This is a genomic window from Pedobacter sp. 10L46_2 (genome assembly GCF_056395165.1).
This window is the reverse complement of sequence record NZ_JBFTIZ010000346.1, coordinates 1-4,209: the sequence shown is the minus strand read 5'-3', so window position 1 is coordinate 4,209 and position 4,209 is coordinate 1. Positions and strand designations below refer to the sequence as shown.

At 39.2% G+C, this 4,209-nt stretch carries 4 protein-coding genes; 3 read left to right on the top strand and 1 reads right to left on the bottom strand.

Annotated features, from left to right (window positions below; all coding sequences use genetic code 11):
* From AC1DDX_RS24505 to AC1DDX_RS24495, 3 genes are all read left to right on the top strand, one after another.
* Window positions 1-630 (top strand): hypothetical protein (locus AC1DDX_RS24505; RefSeq protein WP_477622751.1); only part of this gene is annotated, 630 nt, incomplete at its 5' end.
* 60 nt (window positions 631-690) lie between these two features.
* Window positions 691-1,566, top strand: a complete 876-nt coding sequence (locus tag AC1DDX_RS24500; protein WP_172662635.1) for a LamG domain-containing protein — start codon at window positions 691-693, stop codon at window positions 1,564-1,566.
* A 101-nt stretch (window positions 1,567-1,667) separates the two neighbouring features.
* Window positions 1,668-2,519, top strand: a complete 852-nt coding sequence (locus tag AC1DDX_RS24495; RefSeq protein ID WP_477612384.1) for a sugar phosphate isomerase/epimerase family protein — start codon at window positions 1,668-1,670, stop codon at window positions 2,517-2,519.
* A 2-nt stretch (window positions 2,520-2,521) separates the two neighbouring features.
* Here AC1DDX_RS24495 and AC1DDX_RS24490 read toward each other — a convergent pair.
* Window positions 2,522-4,209 (bottom strand): arylsulfatase (locus tag AC1DDX_RS24490; RefSeq protein WP_477622750.1); only part of this gene is annotated, 1,688 nt, incomplete at its 5' end.

Genomic DNA, 4,209 nt, shown 5'->3' with positions numbered 1-4,209 from the left:
CGCTCAAATAGATTGATAGATATCGATAGGCAAACTGTCCTGATCAGGTTACTGAGGAACTGGAATAAGCCCTTTTTTCTTTTGTATACATTCTTTGTTTTTGACAAACTTAAAATCACCTATCTAATTACAAAATCGATCTCCTGGGCACTTATTGTTGGAGTATTTGCTGTTTTCTCAGATATTAAGGATAGATCTCCCGTTCCCAACTTAGTTGTATTAATGATCGTAACTGCGCATACTTTACTTATCTACAGTGAATTTCGTTTTAACGAGAAGTATCTTTATTTCTCGCGGAATTTCCCTTACAGCATATCAAAGCAGTTTTTAGGATCTTTTTTAAACCATGCAATATTAATGCTCCCCGAGCTACTTTGGTTTATAGGTAATTTCGGAATACATTCAATTAATCTTCTTCTACAGGCTTTTAGCATCCTTATCTTATTTAGAAGCTTACTTTGTTGGATTGGTTTAAACATAAAAAATTATCTGATTTGGATTTTCGTACTGTTTAACATCGTGTTTCTTATAATCCTATACAGAATAACCTGGTTGCTACCTCCAGTCTTTGTTTCCATGGCATACTTTGTTTTTCAGAAAAACTATCTTAATAAAAATCTAATTGATTAAATATTTATCTTGAGGCAAGATTTAACTCTTTAATTTAACATCTGTTAACAAATACAAGCAATGAATAAAATAGCTATCATCCTAATATTATTGACATCTGTTTTATGTGGATTCGTATTGGTCAAATCGCCAGCAAACATTCTGAAAAAGGGATTAATTGTTGATCTGGATGCTGACAAGGGAGTGGTTGCAAATAAAGACAACAGAGTTGAGAAATGGATTAACCAGGCTTCAGCGCCCGCGGTTAAGGAATTTGTGAAAAGAGATGAAGGTCGAAAAGTTACGGGTTCCGGGATGCCATCTTTAAGAAATAAGCTTTCTGAGCTAAACGGCCACAATGCAATTATTTTTAATAAACAGGAACTTGTTGCGCATAACGAGGATGCGTTTGACCATTTACTTACAGGGAGTGGATACACTTGGTTTTGCATTTTAAAGGCTGGAAAACAATCTGGAGAGCTAAAAGATGTAAATTCCTTTTTTGGCAATTTAAAGAATGGTGGAAATTATGAAGGTATCTGGGCAGGACTTAATGACAACAATAGCATTTGGATGGGCAGCAGAAATGGAATAACCTTTGGCCGCTGGGATAACAACAACCCTAAAGTTACAGCCAACGCTGTGCTTGAATTTGACAAATATTATCTTTTAATGGGCCGAATGGGTAAAGGAACTGATACTGTTACGCTTTCATTGTACTTAAACAATGGTGCTTTGCCTGTTGTTAGCCACCCCTTCCCTGTTAACAAATTGGCAAACCCTTCAAAGCTTTCTATTGGCCAGGAACGCGATGCTATTGAGCATCCCGGCACAGAATCCTTTATTGGCGAAATCTCAAGATTTCTGCTTTATGATCGTCCCTTAAGTAATCAGGAGTTAAACAGAATGGCAAAAGGACTCAAAAAAATGTACGGTATTATTGATTCGCCAAATTAAACATTACGCAAACGTTTTCGCTGAAAAGCGAAGCATTTTCGTTGGCCGAAGTTTGAACTACATGAATTTAAACACTAAATTCGGAAACTAGTGAAATCATTATGACTACAAGAAGAAGCTTTTTGCACAAAGGAATATTAGGGGTAGCTGCAACTACCCTGGCCAGTATACCATCTGTTTATGCCGAGCCATTTAAACTGAAATCTGATAAAGGAAAGCCTGATCCATTTAAACTGGGTATTGCCGGTTATAGCTTTATTAATTTCAATCTGGATGAATCACTTAAAATGATGAAAAAGGTTGATGTGCATTACCTGTGTATTAAAGACTTTCATCTGCCTTATAAAAGTACTGCAGAAGAAATTGCTGCATTTCACGCTAAGCTTAAAGAGAACGGCGTAACAGGCTATGCAGTAGGGCCTATATACACTAAAACGAAGCAGGAAATTGACGATGCATTTGATTACGCCAAAAGAGTCGGCGTTGATTTGGTCGTAGGCATCCCCTTACATGCCGACCTGGGATACGTTGCCCAAAAAACAAAAGAATATAACATTCGATACGCCATCCATAACCATGGCCCAGAAGATAAATTATACCCAAGCGCTGAAAGTATATACAACCTCATCAAAAACCTTGATGAGCGCGTAGGAATATGCTTTGATATGGGGCACAACAAAAGAGACGGGCGCGATTCGGTGGCTGATTTCCAGAAGTTTTCTAAACGCATTTTTGATATGCATTTAAAAAACGTAACTGCCGCCGCAAAAGATGGCAGCACCTGTGAGCTTGGTCGTGGTGTAATTGACATTCCTGCATATGTAAAAATGCTAAGAAAGGTAAATTATACAGGCTCTTGTAGTTTAAAGTACGAAAAAGATATGAAAGACCCATTGGCCGGAATAGCGGAATCGGTTGGATATTTCAAAGGTGTTTGTGACGGTACTCGCTAATATTACTTTTTAGGTAAAGCGTGGTTATCAATTGCCCATTTATGCCATCTTTCACTTAAATCCTTTACTTTTTCGGGGAACTTAGCAGCCAGATCGTTTAGCTCTGTTTCATCATCCTTTATCTTATAAAGGTGCCATGTAGTGTCATTRGATAAGGAAACCAGTTTCCACTGCTTGGAACGTGCGTATCGTGCTTTAAAATGCTCATTGAATAGAAATTCATGTCCACCATTTTCTTGGCCTTTAAATGAAGAAGTTAAGCTTAAACCCTGAATCGGTTTAATTGATTTTCCTTTATACACAGACGGATATTTTGCCTTGGCAATCTCGATGAAGGTTGCCATAAAATCCATTACATGCCCTACGTGATTACTCATAGCACCTCTCTTTGCGGTTATTCCTTTAGGCCAAAAAGCAATCATTGGGGTACGGACACCACCTTCATATGATTGCTCTTTGGCATACTGATAAGGTGTATTGGCTACATTGGCCCATCTTTGCCCTATTGACGCAAAGGTTGTCTGTGGCCCGGGAAATACCTTTTTATTTACAGGGTAGATGATCTCCTTTCCGTCTCTTGTTTGACCCGGTCTATCGAACCCTTTACCGTATTTTGAACAATCTTCAGGGCTTGCCCCGTTATCACTTAAAAAGATTATAAGGGTATTATCCAATTCTCCCGACTTTTTTAATGCGTCTATTATGCTTCCGATGCCCTGATCCATTTCGTCTACCATTGCAGCATGTACCGCCATTGCTCTTGCTCCCCACTCCTTATCTGGATTATTTCCCCACTTAAGTTCATTGTTGATACGGGGAGACAGCTTTGTCGTTTCAGGGTCAATAATCCCCATTTTAACCATTCTGTTATACCTGGCTTCTCTTATTGCGTCCCACCCACCTTTATAAGTATCTTTATATTTTTCAATATCCTCAGGCTTTGCCTGTAAAGGCCAGTGAGGTGCGTTTTGTGCCACATATAGGAAAAATGGCTGGTCTCCCTTACTGAAATCTTCAATGTAGGTAGCGGCGCTATCATTAATAGCATCAGTGTGATAATAATTTTTAGGTACACTTTTAATTGGCGTTGTTCCACTAACCAAACTGAATGGATCAAAATAATCTACGACCCCCCAAAGTGTGCCGAAATACTTTTCGAATCCCCTGTTTGTGGGGTACTGTTCAAGAGGTGAAAATAGCGGATGTTCAGTTTTATGATTAAGCCAGTCGAGCTGTGCTTCTGGTGTGTCTTGCTCAACGGTATTGGATACATGCCATTTTCCGGACATTGCAGTCCTGTAACCCGCATCTTTTAATACTTCGGCAAGAGTAACCACATCGGTACCCAGTGCACCGCGATAGCCATCCACATGCCTATCTGTAGTCATTTCACCTATGCCTGCATTATGATTATACACTCCAGTAAGTAATGCGGCTCTTGAAGGGCAGCAGCGGGATGTGTTATAGAATCGCTTATATCTGATTCCCTGGGATGCCAGATAATCGAGATTTGGGGTTTTTATTTCGCCTCCATATGCACCTATATCCGAATAACCGAGGTCATCGGCCATGATCAATACGATGTTTGGTCTGTTATCTTTTTTAGGCTTAACACTTATTTTTTTAGTAGCCGAGTAGGTAAATGCCGTGATGACTGCCGATGTTAAAAGGCCAAAAATAACGAATGATT

Bases quoted from the DNA above. Each gene is read 5' to 3' on its own strand.
- AC1DDX_RS24500 (WP_172662635.1), top strand. From the start codon at position 691: ATGAATAAAATAGCTATCATCCTAATATTATTGACATCTGTTTTATGT.
- AC1DDX_RS24495 (WP_477612384.1), top strand. From the start codon at position 1,668: ATGACTACAAGAAGAAGCTTTTTGCACAAAGGAATATTAGGGGTAGCT.